The sequence below is a fragment of the Nostoc sp. 106C genome (assembly GCF_002154725.1).
Classification (GTDB): Bacteria; Cyanobacteriota; Cyanobacteriia; order Cyanobacteriales; family Nostocaceae; genus Aulosira.
On the sequence record NZ_MTAW01000130.1, the window covers coordinates 1 to 26005 of the forward strand.

At 41.8% G+C, this 26005-nt stretch carries 21 protein-coding genes; 8 read left to right on the top strand and 13 right to left on the bottom strand.

Annotated elements, in window-relative coordinates; translation table 11 throughout:
• The first annotated feature begins 540 nt into the window (after nt 1–540).
• From BV375_RS20010 to BV375_RS20020, 3 genes are all read left to right on the top strand, one after another.
• Entirely contained in the window at nt 541–765 is a 225-nt protein-coding gene (locus BV375_RS20010; protein WP_086763534.1) for a hypothetical protein, read from the top strand.
• Nucleotides 766–879: 114 nt separating this feature from the next.
• The gene (hetF, locus tag BV375_RS20015; protein WP_086763536.1) at nt 880–3372 is read left to right on the top strand and encodes a cell division protein HetF; all 2493 of its coding nucleotides are present in this window, start codon (nt 880–882) and stop codon (nt 3370–3372) included.
• 411 nt (nt 3373–3783) lie between these two features.
• Nucleotides 3784–4578 (top strand): DUF2993 domain-containing protein, encoded by a 795-nt coding sequence (locus BV375_RS20020; protein ID WP_208095752.1) that lies wholly within the window; start codon nt 3784–3786, stop codon nt 4576–4578.
• 278 nt (nt 4579–4856) lie between these two features.
• On the opposite strand, the gene BV375_RS20025 is transcribed toward BV375_RS20020, so the two are convergent.
• The 8 genes from BV375_RS20025 to BV375_RS20060 form a co-directional block, all read right to left on the bottom strand.
• Entirely contained in the window at nt 4857–6248 is a 1392-nt protein-coding gene (locus tag BV375_RS20025) for a UDP-glucose/GDP-mannose dehydrogenase family protein (RefSeq protein ID WP_086763539.1), read from the bottom strand.
• Nucleotides 6249–6390: 142 nt separating this feature from the next.
• Complete coding sequence (locus tag BV375_RS20030; protein WP_086763541.1) at nt 6391–7341, bottom strand: UDP-glucuronic acid decarboxylase family protein; 951 nt, start codon at nt 7339–7341, stop codon at nt 6391–6393.
• A gap of 372 nt (nt 7342–7713) precedes the next feature.
• Nucleotides 7714–9849: a cation:proton antiporter gene (locus tag BV375_RS20035; RefSeq protein ID WP_086763543.1), complete on the bottom strand. Its 2136-nt coding sequence runs from the start codon at nt 9847–9849 to the stop codon at nt 7714–7716.
• Between the two features lie 139 nt (nt 9850–9988).
• A complete protein-coding gene (locus tag BV375_RS20040) occupies nt 9989–10645 on the bottom strand; it encodes an HAS-barrel domain-containing protein (protein WP_086763592.1) in 657 nt (218 codons plus the stop codon).
• Nucleotides 10646–10720: 75 nt separating this feature from the next.
• Nucleotides 10721–10915: an NAD(P)H dehydrogenase subunit NdhS gene (locus tag BV375_RS20045; protein WP_086763545.1), complete on the bottom strand. Its 195-nt coding sequence runs from the start codon at nt 10913–10915 to the stop codon at nt 10721–10723.
• Nucleotides 10916–11092: 177 nt separating this feature from the next.
• Nucleotides 11093–12409 (bottom strand): rod shape-determining protein RodA, encoded by a 1317-nt coding sequence (gene rodA, locus BV375_RS20050; protein WP_086763546.1) that lies wholly within the window; start codon nt 12407–12409, stop codon nt 11093–11095.
• Between the two features lie 100 nt (nt 12410–12509).
• Nucleotides 12510–13580, bottom strand: coding sequence for an Mrp/NBP35 family ATP-binding protein (locus BV375_RS20055; protein WP_086763548.1), 1071 nt, complete (start codon nt 13578–13580; stop codon nt 12510–12512).
• Between the two features lie 256 nt (nt 13581–13836).
• The gene (locus tag BV375_RS20060; protein WP_086763550.1) at nt 13837–14361 is read right to left on the bottom strand and encodes a polyketide cyclase / dehydrase and lipid transport; all 525 of its coding nucleotides are present in this window, start codon (nt 14359–14361) and stop codon (nt 13837–13839) included.
• A 481-nt stretch (nt 14362–14842) separates the two neighbouring features.
• On the opposite strand from BV375_RS20060, the gene hemF reads away from it, so the two are divergent.
• On the top strand, nt 14843–15892 hold the full coding sequence (gene hemF, locus BV375_RS20065; protein WP_086763552.1) for an oxygen-dependent coproporphyrinogen oxidase: 1050 nt from the start codon (nt 14843–14845) through the stop codon (nt 15890–15892).
• Between the two features lie 402 nt (nt 15893–16294).
• Nucleotides 16295–16663, top strand: coding sequence for an STAS domain-containing protein (locus tag BV375_RS20070; protein WP_086688946.1), 369 nt, complete (start codon nt 16295–16297; stop codon nt 16661–16663).
• 159 nt (nt 16664–16822) lie between these two features.
• On the opposite strand, the gene BV375_RS20075 is transcribed toward BV375_RS20070, so the two are convergent.
• Complete coding sequence (locus BV375_RS20075) at nt 16823–17419, bottom strand: chromophore lyase CpcT/CpeT (protein ID WP_086763554.1); 597 nt, start codon at nt 17417–17419, stop codon at nt 16823–16825.
• A gap of 229 nt (nt 17420–17648) precedes the next feature.
• On the opposite strand from BV375_RS20075, the gene psb29 reads away from it, so the two are divergent.
• A complete protein-coding gene (gene psb29 / locus BV375_RS20080; RefSeq protein WP_086763556.1) occupies nt 17649–18356 on the top strand; it encodes a photosystem II biogenesis protein Psp29 in 708 nt (235 codons plus the stop codon).
• 87 nt (nt 18357–18443) lie between these two features.
• Here psb29 and BV375_RS20085 read toward each other — a convergent pair whose 3' ends face one another.
• From BV375_RS20085 to BV375_RS20095, 3 genes are all read right to left on the bottom strand, one after another.
• Nucleotides 18444–18809: a phage holin family protein gene (locus BV375_RS20085; RefSeq protein WP_086763558.1), complete on the bottom strand. Its 366-nt coding sequence runs from the start codon at nt 18807–18809 to the stop codon at nt 18444–18446.
• A 650-nt stretch (nt 18810–19459) separates the two neighbouring features.
• Nucleotides 19460–20149 carry a biopolymer transporter ExbD gene (locus BV375_RS20090; protein ID WP_086763560.1) on the bottom strand — a complete coding sequence of 230 codons (690 nt, stop codon included), beginning with the start codon at nt 20147–20149 and terminating at the stop codon, nt 19460–19462.
• Between the two features lie 44 nt (nt 20150–20193).
• Entirely contained in the window at nt 20194–20952 is a 759-nt protein-coding gene (locus BV375_RS20095) for a MotA/TolQ/ExbB proton channel family protein (RefSeq protein ID WP_086763562.1), read from the bottom strand.
• A 326-nt stretch (nt 20953–21278) separates the two neighbouring features.
• Between BV375_RS20095 and BV375_RS20100 the strand changes: the two genes are divergently transcribed.
• Nucleotides 21279–21593 (top strand): YkvA family protein, encoded by a 315-nt coding sequence (locus tag BV375_RS20100; protein WP_086763564.1) that lies wholly within the window; start codon nt 21279–21281, stop codon nt 21591–21593.
• Between the two features lie 80 nt (nt 21594–21673).
• Here BV375_RS20100 and BV375_RS20105 read toward each other — a convergent pair whose 3' ends face one another.
• Nucleotides 21674–24880 (bottom strand): glycoside hydrolase family 15 protein, encoded by a 3207-nt coding sequence (locus BV375_RS20105; RefSeq protein WP_086763566.1) that lies wholly within the window; start codon nt 24878–24880, stop codon nt 21674–21676.
• Nucleotides 24881–25361: 481 nt separating this feature from the next.
• Between BV375_RS20105 and BV375_RS38765 the strand changes: the two genes are divergently transcribed.
• Nucleotides 25362–25496 (top strand): hypothetical protein, encoded by a 135-nt coding sequence (locus BV375_RS38765; protein ID WP_279432941.1) that lies wholly within the window; start codon nt 25362–25364, stop codon nt 25494–25496.
• Nucleotides 25497–26005 lie beyond the last annotated feature (509 nt).

Sequence of the window (26005 nt, forward strand, 5' to 3'; positions counted from 1 at the left end):
GTTTGAGCCAACTAGGGGAGTTAGTTATCAGGGTGCATCTACCATTTAACTGTTCTCTAGATAACTACCATCATCCGGATAAAATTCCTCAAGTATTGAGTTTGTTGTAGTTTACCAAGCATAAAAAAGCCCCCAGTAGGCGTTAGCCCACCAGAGGAGTTAGTTATCAGGGTGCATCTACCATTTAACTGTTCACGCAGAAATAAGTAAGCTCCGGATGAAATTGTCACATTTATGATTATCAGTTGTGTCAACCGCAAAAAAATCCCCTAGCGGGTTTGAGCCAACTAGGGGAGTTAGTTATCAGGGTGCATCTACCATTTAACTGTTCACGCAGAAATAAGTAAGCTCCGGATGAAATTGTCACATTTATGATTATCAATTGTGTCAACCGCAAAAAAATCCCCTAGCGGGTTTAAGCCAACTAAGGGAGTTAGTTATCAGGGTGCATCTACCATCTAATTTTTCTCAGGTGAACTCCCATACTCCGGATAAATTTACTAAAATGTGTATTTTAGTTTAGTGTCAAACAAAATTTGAATGGATTTTAGCTGGACAGGAGACGAAGAGGGGGTGTTGAACCCTATACATCGCTTGAGAATACCTGTCGTGGAGTTTATTGCCATTTGCCAACATAAAAAAAATCCCCAAGTAGGCATTCGCCAACCAGGGGAGTCGAAGATCAAGGTGCATCTACCAATAAAGTGTTCTAGTTCAATGCCAGCCAATCCGGATAAAGTTATAAAAGCTGAAAAGGTAAAATAACGAGAATTCAGAAACATTCAGTGGCAAGATGCATCTAAGGTATCAGAAGAAGCGAAAAATCGACTTGAAACTTTCGCGTTTCAATCCAGATTTAGGAGGCGAATAGGAAAACTTGTGACCCAGGAATTTCACATTTCCGTAACCCCAGTAGGGCAAAATGACTACTTGGTGCGGACGGAACAAGTCGCGCCTGGGGTGCCATTGGCAGAAGAACTGGTGACTTGGCCTGTAGCTGATTGGTTAGCGGCTGCTGGGCATCTGATGAATGACCCGTTGAAGTCAGTGTTGCAAGGGGATGCGTTTGCAAGAAACTCTGTAAACCTAGTGGCGTTGGGTCAGCAACTTTATAATGCACTGTTTCAAGGCACTCTCAGAGATAGTTGGATTACCGCACAGGGTATTGCCCAGAACCACCAACAGGTATTGCGTTTACGCTTAGGGCTAAAAGACACTAGGTTAGCTCGTCTGCCTTGGGAAGTAATGCACGCAGGGGATCGTCCTTTAGCCACCGGGCCTTATGTCGCTTTTTCTCGCTACCAAACTGGAATTTTGCCAGCTTCTCGTTTGCCATCGAAAAACATACCACAACCACTAGAAGAAGGTGGCGTCAAAGTATTGATGGTGATTGCATCTCCTACAGATCAAGCCCGTCTCGATCTACTCAAACATGAGGCGATCAAACTCCAAGCTGAGCTTAACCGTCATGTACCGCGAGTTGCTGAAAGTGGCAATTATGTTCCAGATATAGAACTCACGTTGCTAGACCAACCAGGGCGAGAAGAATTGACGCAAGCCCTCGAGCAAGGACGATACCATGTCCTGCACTATTCCGGTCATAGTAACCTAGGTGTCAACGGCGGTGAAATTTATCTGGTCAGTAGCAGAACTGGCTTAACAGAAACCTTAAGTGGGGACGATCTGGCCGGCTTGCTCGTCAACAATAATATCCAAATGGCTGTGTTTAACTCCTGTTTGGGAGCATACAGAGCTAACTCTGATACTACTGAAGAAACAGGAGAACGTAACCTCACAGAAAGCCTGGTGAAACGCGGACTGAGGAGCGTGTTAGCCATGTCAGAGCGAATTCCTGATGAAGTAGCGCTAACACTCACACAACTGTTTTACCGCAACCTGAATCAGGGCTATCCTGTGGATTTGTGCGTAAGTCGGGTGCGCCAGGGTTTAATTTCTGCCTATGGTTCTCACCAGATGTACTGGGCGTTACCAACTCTTTATCTGCAACCAGAATTTGACGGATTTCTCAGCCCAGAAATTCCTGAAAGTGCAGAACTATTGAATGAGTACAATCCAGCCTCAAGGTCAAATCCAACTGTAATGTACTCTGCTGTGGCAGATGAAACTGATATGCCTTCAGCGATAGAAGACATGATCCCTTCTGGTTTAGCACGTGAATCTTCGGGGCTGGACTGGCTAGGAGAAGAGACTTGGGGCGATCTCGTGGATGAAATTGAGTATGATGACCCAACCTACGCAGAAGATTCAGCTCTTGTTTCAGATTTGTTTCGCCAACTAGATAATCAAAAAGGAACTTCTGAACAATCTCCTATGAATGCAGAACTTGTGCCACAGGTAAATGAAAGTAACCTGCGGTCAAGACAAGTTTCTCAGGAGATGGCTGTACCGGATCAGGAAGCCAGCTTTTGGGAAGAAGATCCGATCGCATCAACTGAAACTTCAACAGATATTGCAGGTGATTGGCAGAATTCCTCTTTTGGAAACTCACAACAAGTCTCTTCAAAACGAAGCCACCGACGCAAAATTTTGCCTATTGTGGGTATGGTGGGAGCCAGTGCGATCGCAGTTGTTGTTGGTCTGAGTTGGTGGCAAAATCACCAAGTTTCAAGGTTACCTGACATCCCAGCAATTCCTACCCAGTCACTCACAGCCGAAAATCCTTCTCCCATCGATTTAAAGACGGCTGCAACTGGAATTATCACCGCTACTGCTACTGAAAAATTGAGCCAAGGTGACTTGCAAGGTGGGCTTGAGGCTGTGGAAGAATTACTTAACCGTGGCGCACTTCCTTCAGCTCAAACGGCCCTAAATCTTGTGCCGCAAAAGCAAGCTAATAATCCCGCTGTCAACTTTTTTAAAGGAAGATTAGCTTGGCAGTTCGTCCAAATTAAAGATAAAAAATATAGCATTGATGATGCTCGTCGTTACTGGGAAAGTGCTGTAAAAGCTGACCCAGATTCGTTTTTGTACAATAATGCCTTGGGATTTGCTTACTATGCCGAAGAAAATTTAAATCGAGCTAATGACTCTTGGTTTAAGGCTTTGAACTTAGCTTTGAAACAACAAAACCTTGCTAGTACTACACAAGTAGCAATAAAAGGAACTGCAATACCTAAGGATGCTTTAACTTCCTATGCTGGATTGGCTCTAGGTTTGTATAAATCTGCATATAATCAACCGAGCGATAAACAATCTCAATATCTAAGTGAAGCGATAAAACTGCGTCAAATGGTGATCGAGGATGATCCTGTAAATTTCCGAATAGATAAATTAAGTAATAATTGGTTGTGGACAGAAAAAGCAATTGCTGATTGGCGATCGCTCCTTCAAGAAAAAATTCAGAAGCAGTAAATGATTTAATATTTAAATTTTTTAAGTTTATTACCCCAGTTAATGAGAAACTTAAATAGTTTAGAGGTGTTGTATGGGAAATTTTGCCCGCTCTGAAAACAGGCGATCGCTCATCTTCAGGAGACACTTTTAGCACCATATCTGGAGTTTTCCTAAGGATGCTCAGCTAATGCGATTCCCATTTTGAATTAAAAGTCTTTTCTTTAAGCCTGGATTACTTTCTACGCCCATTGCTGATAAATAGATTAATTACTCACTGATTTGAACTAAAAAGTATCATCAGACACACTTATCTATTAATCATCAGTTATTTTACTGCTACCTATCAGCACAATTAATCAGGGGATCGCTTGCTGTATTGTTCACATTTTGTTACAAAAGTACAAAGAACTTCTAGAGACCCAAAACCTCATGTTCGGCGGACTTACTGGTTTAACAGATTCTAAAGGCACAGATTGGGGAGAGCGGATGCTCAACACAGTCGCCAGCCAAACGATTCGCCACCTGTTTACCCAAAGCGAGTCAGTAGAAGTCTTTGTGCGCTGCTATCCCTCCAGCAAACTGTTGCAAGGCAGCATTGATAGTTTCAAGATGAGTGGACGTGGCTTAGTCATCCGTAGAGATTTTGCGGTAGAGGAAATGTCCTTTGAAACGGATGCAGTTGCCATTGATTTCGGCTCGGTTTTAAGTGGCAAATTAACTCTAAAACAACCCACCCAAGCGATCGCTCAGGTAATTTTATCAGAAGCAGGGATCAACCAGGCTTTTAATGCCGAACTGGTCAGAAAGCGTCTTGTCAACCTGAATTTGCCAGCCTTAACGGCGCTATCGGGTGGAAAACCCGTGTCTTTTCCTGAGATTCAGGTAGAATTATTGCCAGAAAATCGCTTGCGGATTTTGGCAAAAGCTGATTTAGATAATGGCGAACTCGTACCCTTGAATATGACTGTCAGTCTAGCTGTAGAACGGCGAAGACGGGTTTCTTTCCAAAATCCTCAAATTGAACTTGACCTTGTACCAGAAGCACAACGGGAAATATCGCGAACATTGAGTTTAGCACTGGTAGAAATTTTAGATAATATGGTCGACTTGGATCGCTTTGATCTCGATGGAGTGAAGATGCGACTCAACCGTTTAGAAACTGAAGGTCAAAAGTTAATTTTCAGTGGATATGCTGAAATCGAGCGTATACCTAGTAGTTCTTGATAACTATAAAATAAATTAAAAGCTGCTTAGGGTCTTCTGAACCACTTCATAATCAGCAAGTAGCGTGGTCTTTCCCAGATGCAACTGCCGTTAACGTTAGCGAGTCATCGAGCGTTACGAGCGTCACCCGAAGGCCAATTGTTTTTGACTCGTTTGATACCCCATGCAGGCTTCGTGGAGAGTAGTCTAATTTTTACCACTGACTGACTACTAATAAAAAATCCCCCGACTTCAGTCGGGGGATTTTTTATTAGGATTTTGAAATTTCAACAATATTTTTACCGACCAATACCTACATATTGGAAACCAGCTCTTACTAAGGTTTCAGGATTCAGGAAGTTACGACCATCAATAATCACTGGGTGATTCATCAGTGTTGCCATCTTCACGTAGTCCAGAGTATTAAACTGCTGCCATTCAGTTACCAATACCAAAGCATCGCAGCCGTCGGCTAGTCTTTCAGCATCGGTTTCCACCAGCACGCCGGAAAGACCATGACGTAAACCAGTTTGTGAGACAATCGGGTCGTAGGCTTTAACTTTGGCTCCCAATCGGTTCAGCTGTTCAATCAGGTTAAGTGCTGGAGCATCGCGTAAATCGTCGGTATCTGGCTTAAAGGTCAGACCAAGTAAACCTACTGTTTTGCCTTTGAGGATTTTTAAGACTTGCTGGAGTTTTTCTAAAGCAATCAGCCGTTGGCGTTCATTGACGCTGACAGCTGATTTCAGCAACTGGGCTTCATAGCCATAGTCATCAGCAGTGTGAATGAGAGCTGCCACATCTTTGGGGAAGCAGGAACCACCCCAACCAATACCAGCTTGTAAGAACTTGTTACCAATCCGAGAGTCTAAACCAATGCCTTTTGCTACTTGGGTGACATCAGCACCAACGCGATCGCAAATGTTAGCAACTTCGTTAATAAAACTAATTTTGGTTGCTAAAAAGGCATTAGCAGCATATTTAATCATTTCTGCTGAACTAAGATCTGTTACCAGCACTGGCACAGGTGGTAAAGATTTATCCTCAGCGTACTGGCGTTCCACGATGGGAGTATATAGTTCTTTCATTAAAGCGATCGCTTTTTGGCTATTACCTCCCAAGACAATGCGATCGGGGTTAAAGGTGTCGTATACTGCTGATCCTTCGCGTAAAAACTCTGGATTGCTGACTACATCAAAGTGAGATGCAATCTCTGGCAATTTATCCTCAATTGCAACTCCACCTGCTGGTACTAGTGTTTTTTGGCGTTCAGCAATGCCATCCAAAACAATCATTCTTACCCAGTCACCAGAGCCGATAGGCACTGTAGATTTATTGATGATTACCTTATAACCACCGTTGAGATGGTTCCCAATACCACGCGCTACAGCTTCCACATAACGTGTATCACTTTCACCAGTTGGTAAAGGTGGTGTTCCTACAGCGATAAAGAGAATTTCTCCGTGAGCGACTCCAGCAGCCAGATCTGTGGTGAATTCGATTTTCCCTGCATGAATGGCAGTTTGCATAATTTCCGAGAGTCCCGGCTCGAAAATTGGTGACTGCCCAGACTTCATTAACTTGACTTTTTCTTCGTTATTATCTACACAAATAACATCGTGTCCGATGTGAGCTAAGCAAGCGCCTGTAACCAAACCAACGTAGCCAGTACCAATTACGCAAACACGCATTCCGTTTAACTCCTCATTTTTTCTGTTTCTTTTTTATATCGGAAGTTTTCAGCATAATCCTTATATACAGGTAAAATACTACACGTTTAGAACTACGTATAGGTAAGCCTGCACGAAAGTTCCGAGCGATGCTCGACATCGATCAGAAGACTAGCTGCTTTGTATCAGTTCTAAGCCGATTGCGGAAATCTTCTATTGTCAGTTTTAACCCTTGTTCTAGCGGAACGGTAGGTTCCCAATTTAACAAGGTTTTGGCCTTTGTGATATCTGGACGACGACGGCGTGGATCGTCAGAAGGTAGTGGCTCAAATTTTATCTTGGCATCTGGGTTAATCTGGTTTTGCACTGCCTGTGCCAATTCCAAAATTGTGTATTCATCAGGATTTCCCAGATTCACAGGACCAACATAGTCGCTATTCATTAGCCGGATAAATCCTTCCACTAAGTCAGAGACGTAGCAAAAACTACGGGTTTGCGAACCATCACCGTAGACTGTTAAAGGTTCACCCCGTAGAGCTTGAACTATAAAGTTGCTGACTACGCGACCATCGTTTTCCAACATCCGAGGACCATAGGTATTGAAGATACGTACAACTCGAATATCAACTTTATTTTGTCTGTAATAATCAAAAGCTAAAGTCTCAGCAATGCGTTTGCCTTCGTCGTAGCATGAACGCAGTCCAATTGGATTAACACTACCTCTATACTCTTCAGTTTGGGGATGAACTTCTGGATCGCCGTACACTTCACTAGTTGAAGCTAAGAAAAATCTGGCTTTCACACGTTTAGCCAGTCCCAACATATTTAGCGTCCCCATCACATTAGTTTTCACAGTTTTGACGGGATTGTACTGATAATGTACTGGAGATGCAGGACAAGCCAAATGATAAATTTGATCCACTTCTAACCTAATAGGTTCGGTGATGTCGTGGCGGATGAGTTCAAAGTATGGATGATCCATCCATTTAAGAATGTTGCGCTTATTACCTGTATAGAAATTATCTAAGCAAATGATTTCATGCCCATCACCTATTAGTCGGTCGATCAGATGGGAACCAAGAAACCCTGCACCGCCCGTCACTAAAATTCTCATACTTTCCCAGATAATTACAGATTTTGTCAGTAGCTCTCGTGCGTATTTTTTAATTACCTAATTTAGGTCAAAAATATTCCAGAAGAATATGGTTATCTAAGCAGATGTTGTTAGATTTACCAAATTTCCTACGGGTATAATTTTGTTACAGCTTGTTTCAATTTTTGAACAATTCCATTAGCAAAATAACAAACATCGTTTGAAGATTGTAGCTTCAGAGCCTAGAATTCATCAAATCTTCAACAATATTAAGTAATTTTAGAATTCAATCTGTCACTTCTTATGGCCCAGAAGAAAGGTTATTTGGCAATATCTCTAAAGATAGGCAAGGGATACTGATATAATTAATCAACTTTCGCTATTTAAGTAAGTTTACATAGTAAATGTGGTACTAGGAACTCCTGTCGGTAGAACTACTGTTTGCGTGCGCTGTGGTTCCCCAAGCATGACAATAGAGCAGGTGAGTTGACTAGCCAACTGAGTTGTAACATCACTAATAGCTAAACCACCAGGACTGGTACGATTGCGTATAAAAGGTAATACAACTAAATCATATAATCGTGCTGCCTGTAAAATCGCTTGAGCTACATTTTCATGGGCGATTATTTGAATTTCTGGTGGATTTGGCAAAGCCAATTTAGACACTACTAGAGCAAGATGCGATCGCCTAGCAGCAATTTTACTAGAACTGGTACGTCGCTCGCAGACATTCAAGACAGTCACTTGAGCTTGATTAGTATCTGCCAAGATTTGGGCAAAATGCACAGGCTGCAACGTTGGTGCCATTAAGTTTTCTATGGGAACTAAGATCCGTTGGATTTTCTTAGGAGCATCTACTAAACGGGTAACCGCTACAGGACAGTGGGATGCCCAAAGAACGTTATCGATTACGTTACCAAATAAACGCGCTCTTAAACCAGTGCGTTTACCCCAACCCATAATAATCAAACTAGCTTTTTGTTCGCGAGCTGCTCTGCTAATTCCTTGAGCAAAAGCATCATCAATGCGTAGCAAAGGTTCTGCTCCCACGCCCAAGACTCGGCTTTGTGCTGTAGCTTTTGCCAATAATCGCTCACTCCGCTGCAAAGATGCTTCTAACTGTGGTGCATCCATATGCGCAGCAGCAGTAGCGATCGCTAAAGGTATAATTCTGCCATTTGCTTGGCGTGCTAATAATGTTGCCAGTTCAATCAGATACTGCTGAGTTTGGGGATTGTAGATGGGTACAACTATAGTGAAAGCGGTGCTAATTTCTTCTATTTTTGGCTCCGGTTGGCTTGATGGTGCTGGCTTTGTAGCGGCGGATGAAGCCAACCCAACAGCTACCCGACTAGTAACCAACGGTCCCAAGGTTGATGTAACGAGCATCACAGCAATAATGCTATTTAATACTTCAGATGACAATAACCCAGTCCGATACCCGACTAATGTTGCTGCTAACGTTGTTCCCACCTGAGGAACTGATAGCGACCACATTGTTAGCATTTCCTGCCAATTGTAGCGGTATAACAGTTTCGCTAACAAAGCTGCAATAAATTTGCTGGCAATCAAACCAAACACAAACAGGAGCGTCAATTGAAGATTAGTAGTACTTTTGATAAAAGTGGGTACATCGATCAGCAAACCAAAATTAACAAAGAAAATAGGAATGAATAGCACACTGCCAACAAACACCACTTTTTCTTTGACTGGTCCTTCGCCCAAAACTTCATTGACGGCCAAACCTGCTAAAAAGGCTCCAATAATTTTTTCTACCCCAATTAATTGAGCGCCTACAGCAGCTAGAAACACAGTCAGCAGCACAAATAAAAATTGGTTGCCCTCTTCACCTCCAGACCGCCGAAAAAATTCTTTGCCTACCCAATCAAAGCCGACTAAAACCGCAACAGAGTAAATAGTTAACCAACCCAACAAAGTTAGTAGCTTTGCTAAGCTGAATACTCCACCGTTGGAGGAAGCTACACACACAGTTAATATCAGCAGAGCGCCAATATCGGTAACAACCTTGGCTCCAATGGTAACGGTAACGGCTTCATTTTTCACAACTCCTAGGCGATTAATAATTGGATATGCCAAGAGAGTATGGGAGGCGAACAATGAGCCAATTAATATTGATGTTATCCAACCAAAGCCAAAAATTCGCCCTAACAAGCTTCCCATGACTAGGGGAAGGCTAAAAGTGAAGGTGCCAAAACCTAAGGAGCGATTTTTCTGACGATAGAACTGCTCTAAGTCAACTTCTAGTCCTGCTACGAACATTAAGTAAACTAGCCCAATATCTGCTAGCAGGTTCATGCTTTCTGATTCAGTTTGGAATAAATTCCAGCCTGAGGGACCAAGTACTACCCCAGATAAAACCAAACCTACTAATCCTGGTAGTCTGAGTCGCTCGAACAGAATCGGCACTACTAAGATAACCACCAGCAAAATAGCAAAGGGAACAATTGGTTCCTTGCCAAGAACTTGGGAGGTTGGTTCCAGTGCAAGAACTTGTGAAATGAGTTCCATAGGTAGAACTTGAAAGGGCGATAGTGAAGCTGCGATTACCTTAAGGGCAATTGCCCGATCAATATAACTGCAAAAGTTACCTTGAGTAAAATTAAAAAAAACTTAACTTACACTAGCTAGGCAATTGTTGAGAAACTACCTATGGGTGAACCTGACTCAAAATAAACCGCAAGCGATCGTAGTCATCTTTCAACAGCAAACTCAGGGTTCGTCCGGCTTTGATTAGCCATTTGCGGTCGGCTTTACGTAATTGATAAACCTCTCGAATGGCAGCCGCCGTTAAAGACTCTATCGGTGCTCCTTTAATAGAAAGTAGTGTCTGCAAAAAATCTAATTCTTCAGTAAATTTAACAATTGTTTCTGGGTCGCAGCGATAAACGGCTTGATGAATTTGCGGAGGACGGGGTGGTAAATATTGATATACTCTTTGGCTATAACCTTGGGCATAAGACGGCTGTTCAAATCCCACGATCGCGGCCCGAAATTCAGTTTTGAGCATGGCAAATATCTGGGGTTGTTCCTCTCGCAAGTCTTGCAAAGATAACCCCAAGGCCACTGCACGGTGTACGGAATCTATAGGCATTGTTGTGGCATAGTACACCACTGCATAAATTTGGTTGCCCGATTCTTCATCGATAGAACAAACCCAGCTACCAAAGGGAGGCATGGGGGGAAAACTTAAGTCTTCTGGTTCCAAGCACTGTGCTAGAAACTCCGTAGTAGTAGTTTCAATCACCTCGGCAATATGGTTAGGGTGGCGATCACCAGTGGCAAATTGTGGTAGAGGCAGGCGCATAGTAGTCATTTGTCATTGGTCATTAGTTATTAGTCATTAGTATTTGCCAAATGACAAATGACTAATGACCAGTAATTATTTACCTTTTTTCTTGGCTGTGGTCTCTACAGTTTCCAATTCGCTCAAGCGAAAGGTAATTAATTTATCCCAGTTACCACCTTCAAATAGCACGGCTACCTTGCCATCACTCACCCGCTGTACGAGTCCCTCATAGCGATAATAGATATCTGCGGGATTTGTAACGCGAACAGTTGCTCCAGGCAGGATCATGATTTTTATCCTCGCTTATTTCCTGTTATATAGCTTAATACTTGTCAGGAGTCCAAAGTCAAAAGTCCATAGTTTCTTGTCCATTGAACGCCACCTGCTCAACTTGGGGAGCGGAGTTCCTGTTGTAGGAAGTGGCTTGAAACCCCAAGGACGCAGTGCCTTCCCTAGACTCTTGACTCATGAATAATACTTCTGCCGTTGGCGAAAGTTTGCTACCGATTCTACTATTCCTAAAGAAATGAAGTTAGTCAGCATGGCAGAACGACCGTAACTCATCCAAGGTAGAGGAATTCCAGCTACAGGTGCTAAACCCACAGTCATGCCAACGTTAATAATTAGTTGAAATACAATCATCGACAAAACACCAATAGCCAACAATGAGCCAAAGTTATCTTTGGCTGTTTGAGCTACATGCAGTAGGCGGAGGCAAATTAAACAGAAGACAAAAAGTACCACCAAACAACCAACAAAACCAAATTCTTCCCCAACAGCAGAGAAAATAAAGTCTGTGTGCTGTTCGGGCACAAAATTTAGTTGAGTCATCGGACCTTTGAATAGCCCCCATCCCCAAATTTCACCAGCACCAATGGCAATCCGAGATTGGATAAGGTGATAACCAGCGCCTAAAGGGTCATGTTCGGGATTGATAAATACGCTGAGCCTGTCTTTTTGATATTCTTTGAGCACATGATTCCAGGCAAAAACACCTAATTCACCACCTAGCATATTGAGGCTCCATGCGCCTATGGCTCCTAGACCAAATTTTCGCCAGGGGAGAGTCTGCCAACCTACAATAGCCATTGCTCCAGCCCAAAATAATCCTAATGGACCGAAGGTTAGTTCTTTAAACAAAACAATAGGTTCTGATAACGGCCAAGAAATACTAAATAAAATAGCGGCAACTATGGGAGAAATCATTAGAATCAACCAGCCTGGGTTGGCATTTGCCCAGTACAGCATCCCTAAGACGATCGCACCAAATACCAATGATGTTGCCAAATCTGGTTGCAAAAATACTAATCCCCAGGGAATGGCAGTGATTGCCAAAGCTCTAAAAACGCTTTCGATGGTAGAAGCTGTGCGTTTATGTAACAAAGCTGCAAGGGTAATAATTATACCCACTTTGGCAAATTCTGAGGGTTGAACGTTAAAACCGGCAATATTAATCCAGCGTTGTGCCCCTTTAGCGCTGGTACCAGCGATCATCACGGCCATTAGGCTAAAGTTTGTCAGTCCGTATGTTACCCAATGCCATTGAATCAAATGTTCGTAACGGCTGCGAGCTAGAAACAATGCGATCAACACACCTATACTCGCTACTAGCCAGTGCCACCACCAGTCAGTGACTGGCTGCTTAAGTTCCGTACTTAAGATCATGATGCCGCCAAAGATACTGACAGCAATAGGCAAACAAAATAGTAACCAATCTACTTGCTGCCAAGGTTTTACCCAATTCTTCCAACGAATTTTGGGGAGCGAACTTTTTAACAACATGTGTGAGTTTAGACTTTAACTTGGAGATTTTAAATTTAGTGAGTACTAAAAATCTGTATTCCTAGGCTGTGACCCAGGAACCAGAAAAAATTGAAATTTTTTATGTCAAGGCTGCAACTGATACCTTACCAGCAATAGCCAAGGCGATCGCAGTTAATGCTTTGGCTGAAGCTGAATCTGGCTCAGCAACGACTATCGGTACACCACTATCACCACCAACTCTGGTGGAAATCTCTAGGGGTACACATCCCAACAATGGTACTCCCAGTTCAGCCGCAGTTTTTTCACCACCACCAGAACCAAAGATATCGTACTGTTTATCTGGCATATCCGGGGGAATAAAATAGCTCATATTTTCCACTATTCCCAGCACTGGAACGTTCATCTGCTGGAACATCCGCAGTCCCTTGCGAGAATCTAATAAAGCTACGTTTTGCGGTGTAGTGACAATTACTGCCCCTGCCATTGGTACTGCTTGGGTTAAAGTTAACTGGGCATCCCCCGTTCCCGGTGGCATATCTACAATTAAATAGTCCAATTCTCCCCATTCCACTTGATAGAGAAATTGGCGAATTACGCCATTTAACATTGGTCCCCGCCAAATCACTGGTTGATCTCGGTCGATTAAAAAGCCCATCGAGACTAATTTCACACCGTGATTAAAAGCAGGTTCGAGTATTTCACCTTTTTCGCCAGGGCGGACTGTAATTTGGGCATCAGACAGTCCTAGCATGGTGGGATCGTTGGGACCGTAGATATCGGCATCAAGTAAACCAACTTTTGCACCTGTCTGTGCTAGAGCAACTGCTACATTGACTGCTACAGTACTCTTACCAACGCCACCTTTGCCACTGGAAATCGCCAGAATATTTTTCACCCCAGTAACGCCAGTGCGATCGGGTAAGCTTTTTTGCTTGGGTGTTTCTGCGGTCACTTCTACGCTGACATCTGTTACACCTGGAAGCTTTTTCACTGCCTTTTGACAGTCTTCAACGATAAACTCCCGTAAAGGACAGGCTGGTGTAGTCAACACTAAAGTGAAACTAACCTTGCCATCATCAATTTTGACGTTGCGAATCATATTCAGTTCTACCAGGCTTTTCTGGAGTTCTGGGTCTTGTACTGGTCGCAACACTTCTAGAACCGAGCGGGAATCAAGGACATCGTACATAAAAATTCAAATTTCAAATTTCAAAAAGAAAAAATCTATTTGCGGCAAGTATCTTAACTACTAACTGGATACTTTCGTTGCACCGCGATCGCTGTAATAAAACTTAAAAAAAATACATAATCTTCATATATAATTTTATCTGGCGTGAGGAATCAGGGATTGGTCATTTTTGATTAGTCAAGAGTCAAAAGTCAAGAGTTATTTGTCATTAGTTATTCTCTTGTCCTGCCTTAAAGTAATTCCCAATCCCCAATCTCTAGAAATCAAAACAACTGTCATTAAGATTTTTTTTCTTGCTAGGTACTGCTTGCAATGCAGCTTTTTCTACGGCTTCCACTAAAGAACGAGCCACGCGATCAACATAAGGACGAGACAAAGACCAGATTAAAGGCGACAACCAACCCTTGAGAGTTACAGAGTAAGATAAACACGTACCACACACTGTGGACTCTACTCGGTAAGTTATTCGTTCCTCAATCCCAGGAATCGCCAGCACTCGGATACTCAGCATTTCTTGAGGATTAACACGCTCCACAAAAATCCGAATGGGAATGGGTGAAAAGCGCGTAACTGCTTGGAAAATTAATCCGGGTTTGGGTACTAGTCCGTAAGGTACGTTAGTACTCTTGAGTAGTGGGTGCCAAGAAACGTCTGTGAAGTTTACCACTTGTTGCCAGAGTTCATCTACAGAAGCAGAACTAATTTCTTGATATGTTCGCACCAGAGAAGCGCAAAATCGACGACGTTTACGGTGAATGAATTTGGATAAACAACCTCGCATTTGCCTAATCCTCCTAGCTAAACACTTTCTGGGAACTCTGGCATGGTGGGCAATTGTACTCAGCCCTCGAATCAAACTTTCTCAAAATTGCCCTAACTATAGCAAGCCCCATACGGTGCAAACGCTAGTACGATTATTGGAAGTTTATACCCTCGACTCATGAAACACCATTCTGGGTCAGGTGTCCGATGCTTGAGCAGTTCAGTCAAAACCTTCAGATTTCAAGATTGAGAGTGCTTTTAACTAATTCGCCAGAGTCTGGTATAAATACCAGACTATTTCCATCAAAAAAATTCAAAAAAAAACTTCATTCAATATACAAGCCTATACGCATTTGAGGGAAAATAACTCTAGTCTTGCTAATCAATCGTAGAAATGCTTGACAAGTAAGAAAAAAGCAAATTTGCTCTCGTGTTTGGTCAGAAATTTTTAATTGAAAATTTTTGATTTTTGGGAAATTGTAATTTAGGTTCGGGAATCTATGTTGATCAACTCGCAAACCCCAACTCTGTCCGTAGACCCATCAAAGTTTCTACCAGCAACTGACGCTAAACAAAGAGTCAGTCAGTTTATGCAACAGTTACAAGACGAAATCACTCAAGCCTTGGTGGATTTGGATGGTGTTGCTAAGTTTCATGAAGATAGTTGGGAACGGCCAGAAGGAGGTGGAGGGCGATCGCGTGTTCTGCGTGATGGCGCAATATTTGAACAAGCTGGTGTAAACTTTTCTGAAGTTTGGGGTTCCCATTTACCAGCATCAATTTTAACCCAACGCCCAGAAGCGGCAGGACATAGTTTTTATGCCACGGGTACTTCCTTAGTGTTACACCCGCGCAATCCCTATGTGCCAACTGTGCATTTGAACTACCGCTATTTTGAAGCAGGCCCGGTATGGTGGTTTGGTGGTGGTGCGGATTTAACACCTTACTATCCCTTTGCCGAAGATGCTCAGCATTTCCATCAAACACTGAAGCAGGCGTGCGATCAACATCACCCAGAGTATTACCCAGTTTTCAAGCGCTGGTGTGACGAATATTTCTACCTCAAGCATCGCGGTGAGACAAGAGGAATTGGGGGTCTATTTTTAGATTATCAAGATGGTCAAGGTGCTTTATATCGCGGTCCTGACCCGAATGGGGAAGCAGCTAAATATAGTAATCAGGTAGAAGCAATACCACAAAGAACTTGGGAAGAATTGTTTGCCTTAGTGCAAGACTGCGGTCGAGCCTTTTTGCCAGCTTACCTACCGATTGTCGAACGGCGCAATGGCATTGAATATAGCGATCGCGAACGGAATTTCCAACTCTATCGCCGGGGAAGGTACGTAGAATTCAACTTGGTTTACGACCGCGGGACAATTTTCGGACTTCAAACCAACGGACGCACGGAATCAATTCTGATGTCTCTCCCGCCTTTGGTGCGTTGGGAATACGGGTATCAACCAGAAGCTAATACCCCAGAAGCCGAATTGTATGAAACTTTCTTGAAACCTCAAGATTGGATAAATTGGACACCCACCAATCAAGCTTAATGAGCGTTGATGAGTATTGAGTTCGGAGTAAAACATCACAAAACAATCCCAAAAAATAAAGGCAGGAATGTTTGTGTTAGATGCTTTGCATCTCTATATTTCGCTTCTATTTTCTCCTGTTCTTAACTCAGCACTTATCAGGTTACACAGCCCTGTTTTGGTGAGTTAAACTACTAAAGAAAAGCACCTAGTAAAAAAAGGTGACATTTTAAGCTGTAGCTTGTTAATCTCAAGTATTAGCACTAAATTGTTCTGTTAGTGGTGAGTCAATTAATTTACTAACTCACTGGAGTTCCTAGTCGCGGGAACATTCAGATTTTCAGAAAAGCAAGTCTTTTGACTCACCAGTAACAGTCTTAAATACAGTAGTTAACTTTGACAGGACTGCCGCAGGGAGGCTCAGTGATTCAGATAGAGCAGAAAACCCACATCACACAAGATGGTAATACCGTTATTGTCTTGGCCCCAACAGGGCGCTTGGATATCACCACTGCTTGGCAATTTCGCCTGAAGTTACAGGAATGTATTTCCAAACTCAGTCGCCATGTAGTTGTGAATCTTAGCCAGGTAAACTTTATTGATAGTTCTGGTCTTACTTCTTTAGTAGCCGGAATGCGTGACGCCGATAAACTCAAGGGCAGCTTCCGGATTTGTAATGTACATACAGAAGCAAAACTTGTGTTTGAAGTTACAATGATGGATACAGTATTTGAAATCTTTGAAACTGAAGAGGAAGCTTTAGAAGGTGTGCCTCGTAGCATCGCTAGCTAAAACTCTGCTGAGTTCTAAGTTTTGAGAAGCCAGCGCTTTGTTTTGGTTGGCAAAATTGTAGTTACTGGCGTTGCTGAGTTGAAGAATTGAGAAAAGGTACAGAAGAGAAGAGTATAGAAAATGGCTCTTTTCTACAACTTCGTACTCAGCACTCATAACTCAGTATTGATTCCGCTTATTGTAGCGATAAGGTCCTAAAATTGCTCCCCAAGTAGCTTTGCCAGTTGCTGTGTCAATTCCTTTGTCGTAGCTGTGAAATTCTGTTGCAGAGACTTCAAAGCCTAAAGAAACTTGTACGCTGCTGCCTAAATAAGTAAAGCGACAACTCGTATTGGGTAGTGGAGTCGCGACAAACTTATAGCAGTTAGGCGCTAGTGTTTGCTGGGTAACGGTGAGGACGCAACCTGGTAATAAATCTAATTGATCGGATGTCAAAGTATCGAGTAAAGTCGGATTGCGACCCGCACCTTTTAAACTGCCTGGATCTTTAGGCATATAGTATTGCGCTTGTATGTGTGGAGCAAAGTCACCGCTTGGCTTTAAACGCATAATTCTCTGGCGGTAAGAATTATCTAGGTTGATAATATTGGCTTGTTCAGCAAACAAAGTAATACTGTCTTCTGAAAACAAATTAACTGGCCTTTGCCATAGGCGCAGGTGAACGTACCAAGCAGGATCGGCTATAGCTTGTTCCTGATTATCAAATTCACCAGCTAGGTATTTACCTAGATCTGTTAACTCTGAGGATAAGCTCATAAATTTAGATGCACAATTGATTTAATTGCTTTTGATATAAAGATTTTTTGGCTGGCAGGTTAAAATTTACAGGAAGCGTTTCATCGCCTATGCCAAGAGAGCACAGACTTTGGTAGTCAAAAGTTGAGTGAAATTATTGTAAACCGCTCCATCACAAGTTGAAACCCGAACTTGGCAAAGTAGCCTTTAAGCGAGAGAATAAAAATACGTCGCCCTTAACATTTTCTTTGTGAATAACGTCCGTACTGTCTCTGATACAAAGCGAACTTTTTACGCCCTTCACACCCGTCCAATCAACACGATTTATCGTCGGGTAGTAGAAGAGTTGATGGTGGAAATGCATCTGCTGTCAGTAAATGTCGATTTTAGCTACAATCCGATTTATGGCTTGGGCGTCGTCACCACCTTTGACCGCTTTATGCAAGGCTACCAACCAGAACGGGATAAGGAATCTATTTTTAGCGCCTTATGTCAGGCTGTAGAGCAAGAAGAGCAACGCTACAAGCAAGATGCTGAAAGATTGCGAGAGTTAGCTAAAAGTTTACCAGTCAATGATTTAATTGCGTGGCTCAGTCAAACCACTCACTTAGATCGAGATGCTGACTTGCAAACACAACTGCAAGCGATCGCCAATAATTCTAACTTTAAATACAGCCGCCTGTTTGCAATCGGATTATTTTCGTTATTGGAACTGTCAGATCCAGAATTAGTAAAGGACGAAAAACAACGTAACGAAGCTCTAAAAAATATTGCTAGCGGCTTGCATCTCTCTGAGGAGAAACTGAGTAAGGATTTGGATCTGTATCGCTCTAACCTAGACAAAATAGCGCAAGCACTAGTAGTTATGGCAGATATGCTCTCCGCCGATCGCAAAAAACGCGAACAGCGGAAACAACAATCAACTACTTCAGTTGCACCTCCCAGCGCCAACGAGTAGTTAATAGTCAATAGTCAATAGTAATAACCTTTTACTATCGACTGTGGACTATGGACTTTTGCGTTGGGAGTGTTTTTTATTGAAAATTTAGACACCTAATAATCGGTAGATCAAATTGTTGATGATGGTGAGTGCAAACGCCCCTAAGACAGCACTCCAAATACCGAAACGTAAGCGAAACCCCTCTACTAACCAAGCTGCAATACTAAAACAAACAACGGCAATCATAAATGTGAACAAGCTGGATAGTAAGTTGAAGGTAAGCAAACTTGGTACTGCAAAAACCAGGCGTAGAATTGGTCTAACTAATGTCGTGACAATGCCAAGAACGGCTGCTGATAAGAAAGCTTTATTGGGAGTATCAATCTCTACACCTAAAGGCAACTTGCTAATAATTAACAAGCTGACAGACGTTGTTAGCCAAACAATTAAAACTGTCCAAATTTCATTCATGGCCACAATCCCTGAAATGTGAATGGCGATCGGCGTTAAAACTCAGGCAGCAGATACAAGGCTTTTAAAAAGGGATTCTGACCTCACCTAAAAATCAGCTTAAGGAATACCCTAAGACAGATTGCCATTGTTTGAAGGGCGTCTGACAGCGTTTTTCATCTATTTGAATCACATTCTTTCGCAGGAGCAGACGGTTGTCTGTCCCTACCTTGTGGTTGATTTATTAGAAAATTGCTGTAAACTCCGATGGCATTAGGTAAGAAATGTAAATATTTCTACCTTATACCTTCTGCCTTCTGCACCTAGGCAGTTAAATTACTTAGTTGATTGGAAGGAAAATCTGGGAAAATTAATCAATTATTTGTAAATTAGCAGATTTTTTTTATCTAACCAAAATTTATTCTGGATATCTTTAGGTTTAAAAGACAGATGTAACGACAATGGGGCAAGGTGAGCACAGCAAGAGAAGTTTCAAGGAGGGCTAGCTTGCCAAACACGCAGGCGTAGTGCGTTAGCCAAGGAAATAAAGTTTCCCTCCTTGTCTTCCCATCCTTGATTTTGTAGAAACTGATAAGGTGAAAGTTAGTTCGTTTGTCTTTACCTTCTCCAATCCCATCCCTAAGTTACTTTGCTCTAAAATCGACTCAGTATTACCTTTGAGGCGCAGAGTTAGTTTTTCCTGGTGCTACAGCCTTGTTGGGCGTAGTTGTCTTGGGAACTATAGGAGCAATCTCTGGATTAACAGGATTTATACCTCGCCCCGTTTGAGGTTGAGTGGGGTTACTGGGAAAGTAGGGATTAATATTACCTTGGGGATTGATTCCAGGTACTGGTGCATTGTTTGGTACAGGATTAGTACCAGGATTAATTGGGAAAGATGGAACCACAGGCAGATTTGAATTTGTAGATGTTTGAGACGGTCCCGGTATAATTCCCAAAGATACGCGATCGCCTCCCACCTGCCGAAGTAAATCCAAAGTCTCGATCACATCGTTGTATGTTGCTGTCCGCGACGCATTCAACACCAAAACACCATTGGGATTTTCTTGGACATACTTCTTTAAAATACCTGCCAATTGCTCTCGCCTGACCATGTTTTTTTCAACATAGGTCTGACCTACAGCATCAATAGTCACAGGTAATATATTGCTATTGCCCTGGAGAGCGGCCGTGGGTGATGTACCAGTGTTGGCTTTAGGCAAATCAATATTAATTGCTTGTTGCCGAGTAAATTGCAAAGCCGCCAACAGAAAAAATGTCAGGATACAAAAAACGACATCAATTAAGGGAATAAGTTGAATTTGGAAATCTTCAACCGGAGTATGCAAATTAACTTTCATTGTCTTACACTCGTGTATGCCTGGTTCAAGGATTAAATTCTTAACTATTGCTCAGGATCTAAAGAATCAGTCCCTTCTGAAATTTCAGGAGAATCAGAAAATTTGTTTCTGCCTCGTTTTCGGGGTGGAGTAAAATTTTCTCGTGAAGATTCCCGCATAATTATTGATGGTTGATTGCTAAAGTCAGGTGGTGACTGACGATAGAGCAACTCCAAATCATTCCCAGCTTTACGAAAAACTTTGACTTGGTTGACTACAAAACTTTGAAATAGACGGTAGAATACCAAACTAACAATGGCAACTATTAGCCCAGTTGCCGTACTAATTAAGGATTCCCCAATACCTGTAGTCACCCCTGCTGTAGATTCAGTTCCCAAGTCACCAATACGAATTGCGCGCAGAGATTGAATTAAACCTAAAACCGTACCCAATAAACCCAAGAGTGGAGCCAGAGCAATCACAGCTTCTAAAAGTTTTTCGCCTCGCCGCATTCCAGCTAACTCGTCTTCAGCTGTCGCCTCCAATGCCAATCGAAAGGTCTCTGTGTCAGGTTTCAACAAGCGTAAGGGGGCGAAGAGAAATCTACCGATGGGTTGATTAGTTGCTTGTTTGGCAATTTCTGCTGCTGTTTGCCAATTATCGCCAGCAGCATCCAAAACACGATCAACTATTTCTTTTTCTTGAGTTAAAATTCGCAGCCAGAACCACAGACGCTCAAAAATCACACTCAAAGCTAAAATCGACAGCGCTAGCAAAGGCCACATTGCTGGGCCGCCCTTGTGAAATAAATCTAAAATATCCACTGTTTAAGTCTCCTCCCTCCACTTCTAGAACAACTATTGCAAAGCACTTTAATTCTAGAGATTAATGCACAATTACCATACTCTTATGCTGAATTACAGGGTAATTACGTTGCACATTAAGTTTAAATAACTTCAGCAGCCAAAATGCTCACCAAATCTAGGTTGTAGCATTGTGAATATTGTAGATGGTCAAAGTGCTGCTTCCAGTAGGATATTTTAAGATTTTAATTGTTTAGTAGCATCTTCCAGACTAACTTGGGCGGTTATTCCCACCGGGAGTTTTAAGCATAATTTGTCAAAATTAAAGGTAACTGGAGGTTCAAAACATGAAATTTTCAATCCAATCAGTTTACACTTGGTATCGCAATTTGCTTCGGAATCCGAAGTACCGTTGGTGGGTAATTTTAGGAACTCTTGTTTATATTGTCAGCCCCATTGATATCGCCCCAGATTTTCTACCCATTGTGGGAGAAATTGATGATGTTTTACTGCTGACTCTGCTAGTTACTGAGGTGTCTGGACTAGTTATTGAAGGCTGGAAAGCTCATAAGGGTAAACTGGACACTGAATATCCTAATCCCTCTGAGGCTTCTACCTCTACTGGAAACACTGTTGATGTTGATGCTGTCTCTGTCAAATAGTTTTACAAACGATATAAAATTTAATAAACCCCCTGCCTTTATTATGGTGGGGGATATTTTTTTAACGCAGAAAAACCCGTTTATAACTCTTTAACAAATTCTGTTAAGAAACGGACGGCTTTCAATATATAACTAGCGCAATCTCGAGGTGAGGTATTGTAGAACGATCGCCATGCACTGGCCTTATCTTCATCATAGCGATCGCCGCTTTCGGGATGTGCATCTAACCATGCTAGTCTGACTGCATGACCGATTAAGACATCCAATACGATATATTCCTCAATTTGCAGGTTGGGGTTGTTAGCAGCGATCGCAGATAATTCAATCAGCGCTTCAATATTAACTTGTCGATATTCGGGAGCCTCAATTTTATTTAATAGATGCTCGACTAATAAAGCAAAATTTCTTTCGCCTGGTGTCATCTCTGACAACATTAATTCACTATCTAAGCGATTGCGGCGTTCTAGCTTATCGCCAATTACCAAGCCCTTGCAATGTTTCATTAATTGCCAAACTTGTTGAAAAAAGTCTTTAGGTACGCGTCCGGTTGCTCCTCCTGCTTGGCGGAACTGTCGCCAACCGCCTACAGGGACTTCGATTTCGGCTTCAATTGGGGGTGCGACTACCCAATCAATCTCAGTTTCTTTTTGCTTGACATGAAGTGATTCTTGCTGGCGCAACAGGTTACTCATACCTGCATATTCAGTTAAAACATTTTGCAGGCGTGTTTTGACCTCAAAAGGCGAAAGTTGCATTAAGTATTCGTAGGCTTCATCTTGAGTCACCCGTAATTCTCTTGCTAGTTTACTGGTAATTAACAGGATCAGATAGCCGACTTTCAGTGTCAGTAGTCCTTGAAATAGTTCTGGTTCCGATCTGATCAGGACACCCAGATAGATAATAATTTCTTGAGTGAGGACGCGATCGCGGATATCTTCACGACAAAAATGATTAATTTTCTCGGCAATTTCATTGTGGGACATCGGTACTGCAATTAGTGACTCTTCACTGTAAGCTTTGCCCACGGAAATTTGCTTACCTCTAACTACAATACTTGTGACGACATCTGACAAGCTAATATCTACCATCTGTCGCAACCCAGCTGCACGTCGTACTATTGCCCAAAGCCCTAAATCCCCGGCTTTGGTATATACTTCATCGAGTAAATAATCTACTGTTACAGCAGATCGAGGCCCACCAAACCCTGTATCAAACTCTAATCCCTGCAAGCGAGTCAAAGTCTGCAATAACTCAATTTGCTCGTAAATATTTTCTGACGCACGTAAAGACGACAGCAATAGCCCTAAGTTAGTTTCACATTCCATTTGGAATTCTTGGGTATGCTCTAATAGCCCATTTTTCCCTGGATGATATGCCAAATAATAGCAGTGTAGTGCAGCATTTTTGACGGCTGGTAGTGAAAATTCTTTATCTTGCAGAAAATCAATTCTTTGAATTCCAGCTGTCAGCATCAGTTGATTTAATCGTCCCAACTTTACCCGGACACCATTACAAACACCATCTTTCAGTTCTTGCATTAATTCTAATAAAGCCTCAGAACCGATTTCTAACATAGTATGGGTCAACATTAAAGTTAGGGTAGGACGGCCCAAATCACTCCAATACTTTTGAATGTAAGCAAGTTCACTTCTAATTTGATCCAGCAAGAAATGATAATCAAGGGTTAAATAAAATTGCTGGGCATCTAAAAAAGATGGTAAAAATACAACTGTCTGGTTGTGAATCCGAAAAATGCGAGATGTAGTCAAACTCCGCAACCGCCGCACGGGTCGCCCAGTTAGACCTAGTTTATCATTGCGTCCAATTTGGGTATAAATAGCCGAGAGATCCCCAGCGTTTCTGACTTGAATCGGTTCTAATTGCTTGGGTGTTTGCGTTTCAATACCGTGAACTTCTAGTTTTTCTTGTAAGTCTTCATCTTCAGCTAGCAGGGCAATTTGTACTAAAGATTCTCTGTTTTTACCTATACACAGGTGTCTTCCCAAAGGGTCAATATCGCCAACTGCCAACAGCCCTTCACTTAGCATTTGTCCTAGAAAATATAAACTTTGCGCCCACACTAAGGGTACATTTTCATTAGGTAACCGAGGCTGACTTTGAGGCGCTAATTTTTCCGCTTCTATATTCTGCTCGGCAACATAATAAAGTTCTGGTAATAAATGCAATGCATCGTTTTCTACGAGTAATGATGCTAAAAGTTCTTGGTAATGTTGAGCTTGTGCTTTGTCATTACGGAACAACCCATCTAGTACCAAATAAGTGAAAAATAAAGGCCATTCACACTCAATATGCTCAAACTGTCTCAGTTCCCAAGGTTCATAATGTAAGCGTTGAGTATCTTCTAACACAGTTTGGTGTCCGTCCCGGAGGAAGCGTTTGCAGCCGTATTTGCCTTGAAGTTTGTTAATAATATCGTTAAAAGTGCGCGATCGCAGTTTCTCATCTTCTACTGAAAAGGCTGGAAAACTAATAATACTCAGTAATGCTGCATCAATTTCTTTTGAGCCAGATTCTCTCGGTAATAGTGATTCTAATGTGATCCGAGCGCGGGCAATTTCATCGGGTAAAACATGAATCACTGATGCTTGACTCCCACACACACCAAATAAATCTAGTCCATTGATGGCTTCTAAAGCAGCTTTTGCCATACCTACAGAGCTAGCATTTAACTCGGCATTACCACGATTAATTTTGTTACCACGTTCCCAAATGCCATAATCTGGTGTGCGATAAGCTCGTCCAATGTAGTAAACCAGATTTTGAACAAAATTTACTTCATCAATGGTATAAATTATTTGCAAGCCGGAGGCGGTCATTTGCGCCAAAATTAACAAGAATATTGATGTAGCATCTAGTTGTAAATGCCCCCATTCATCATCACCTACCACAATATCACCAGTAGCAGTGTTGTATTTGGCATGTAACCCATCTAATGGTGACTGTGTATGTTTAAATCGTTCCACTTTATTAGCTTGTCGCATCATTGCAAAAAGCAATCCACGCATCAGCTTGATCGCACTATGTTCTAATTCGTAGGTGTATCCTTTGTTTTCATCAATCTTGCGGTATGCAAGTGCTAAACCCCAAACTGCCAAAATGCTATAAACGTTGTCTCTTACCCAAGCATCTGTATAATCACCGTGGGCCGTTATAGCCGTACTCGCAGGTAACAAACCAGTAATCGGATTCTGACGGCTGAGAATAATTGTCTTGATTTGCTGATAGTAATTCTCCAGGCGAGCATACAATTTGGTAGTGTCCATGATTTTATTGGCTGCAACTTGCGGAATTGACCCTGTAGCTGTGAAATTAAAGATGTAAACCTAACGAGAACTTGTTTAGTGTCGGCAATGGTATTACATCTGAGGGCGGTATAGGTATATTATTATCTCCTGTTCCTAGTCTCCTGGTTGCAAAATTGTTAATGAACTAAGTAGATTGGCGTAAATATTTATCGTCAGTATCAAGAAGCTAGGAGAATAAGACAGAAGAGAGTTTGAGCCAAGCTCATATGTCTTTACAGAAACTACATTTATTTACGTCTTTCTACTTAATATCCGAGATTAAAATTTGTTGTAATCTTTATCTTTAACAAACCTGGGAACATCTAACTTTAAAATATTTTCAATAATTCTAAAGTAGGATAAATAATCATTCAAAAGAAGCAAACCTACTCAAGAAAAATTGAGTAGATTATGGGTATTAAAACGTCTAAACCTCAAAAATTCATAGAGAGGGTAAGTAATTATGTCTGTACGTTACAACCAAAATAATGCTCCCTTAGTGAAAGTAGTTTACTCTCAAGTTAAAGTTAATGGCAAAGTTCAGTTAGTACCATTAGAGCTATATGCTGATGGTTCGCTGAAGCAAGCTAAAGGATAAAATTGAACATATATTGTGATTAAACATTAACTTTAGGAAGCAGAGGATACTTTAAATGCCTTAAGCAAATATATCCTCTGCTTCTTTACCTTCTATGTGTAGCACTCTAAAAGTTGCATTGTATAAATGTGTATTTAACCTGAGCTCGGGATAAGAAATCCTCAAACCCTTTGATTTTGCGTTGTCCGGTCTGAAGCTTGGTTTTCATATATTCTCAATAAGGCATGTTGTTGATATTAATCTCATTTGTAAACCTTATTGACGCAACGATTCCACTTTAATCACTTCTTTTACGACTTAGAATTTTTCTCAATCTATACACAATAAGCTTTTTAGCTTCTGGCTTAACCCGAACTCAGGTTATTTATCTTTCTAAGCCGAACTAAATTCATTTAGATGTGAAATGAATTCGGTTTGATTTGTAAGCAGCAGTTTATGTGTAGACTAGACAATGTTCTACATTTCTTGTTCACTTATCCTTTCTTGAGTAAGTAATTTCAGCAATTCAA